Origin of the sequence: Bartonella sp. TT110JLCBS (assembly GCF_042193405.1) — a bacterium.
GTDB lineage: Bacteria > Pseudomonadota > Alphaproteobacteria > Rhizobiales > Rhizobiaceae > Bartonella.
This window is the reverse complement of record NZ_JBHILT010000177.1, coordinates 1-818: the sequence shown is the minus strand read 5'-3', so window position 1 is coordinate 818 and position 818 is coordinate 1. Positions and strand designations below refer to the sequence as shown.

The window sequence follows — 818 nt, the reverse complement described above, 5'->3', positions numbered from 1 at the left end:
AAGAGCGCTTAGCACCTTCTGTTCTAGATTAGAGTTATCCGTATAAGCCGCAAGGTATGGGGCTTTTTCTGTTGTTTTTGATGCAACATTCAACTCTTTTTGTGATTGCTCAACCTTGGGATCTTCTTTTTGAAGTCTGCTAAAAGCTGTCTTTGTATTCCCCAAAAGGGTCGTAATTTTTTCCTTTTGTTTTTGCGATAATTCTTTATTAAAATCAACGTAAGAGGAAACTTTTTCTCCTAGACCTTGCAAAACGTCAACATTTTTATTTTTTGTAAATTCAGTAAGGTTCTTACGAATAAGCTCAGACAGTAATTCAGAAGTACCATAAAGTGCCTCAATTGATGCCTTTGTCATTTCCTCTCGCGTGATACAGTCCCAGTTGATATTATAACCAGCTTCACGAGCAAGTTGGCCAATAAATTCACGCTGAGTACGTCCATTTCCCTCTCGAAACGGATGCAACGCATTTATTTCACCCATGTAATATCCAGCTCTCTGGCTGAATTTATCCGCATCAAGACCACGCAGATATTGTTCTTTGGCAAGCTGCTGTGTAATCTTCGGTGCGTAGCTTTCAATCTGATGATGATAAGCAAATAAACAACCACCTTTGGTAATATCTATTGAACGGATCTCTCCTGCCCATTCATAGACGTCACCAAATAGCTTCTTGTGAATGTCTTTCATATGATTGAGATCAAACTTACCCCTAATAGGAGTACTATCAAGTTCATAAGACCTTATATAAGCAAAAGCAGACTCCATACTCCTTAGTGTGGTTTTGTCTTTAATACCAAGCCGATTATACATCACAC

At 38.5% G+C, this 818-nt stretch carries 1 protein-coding gene; it reads right to left on the bottom strand.

All coding sequences use genetic code 11. The annotated features are described in order from the left end of the window. The coding region (locus ACFILW_RS10290) for a Fic/DOC family protein (RefSeq protein WP_375685791.1) at nucleotides 1-816 on the bottom strand (816 nt) is incomplete at its 3' end. Between the last annotated feature and the right edge of the window lie 2 nt (nucleotides 817-818).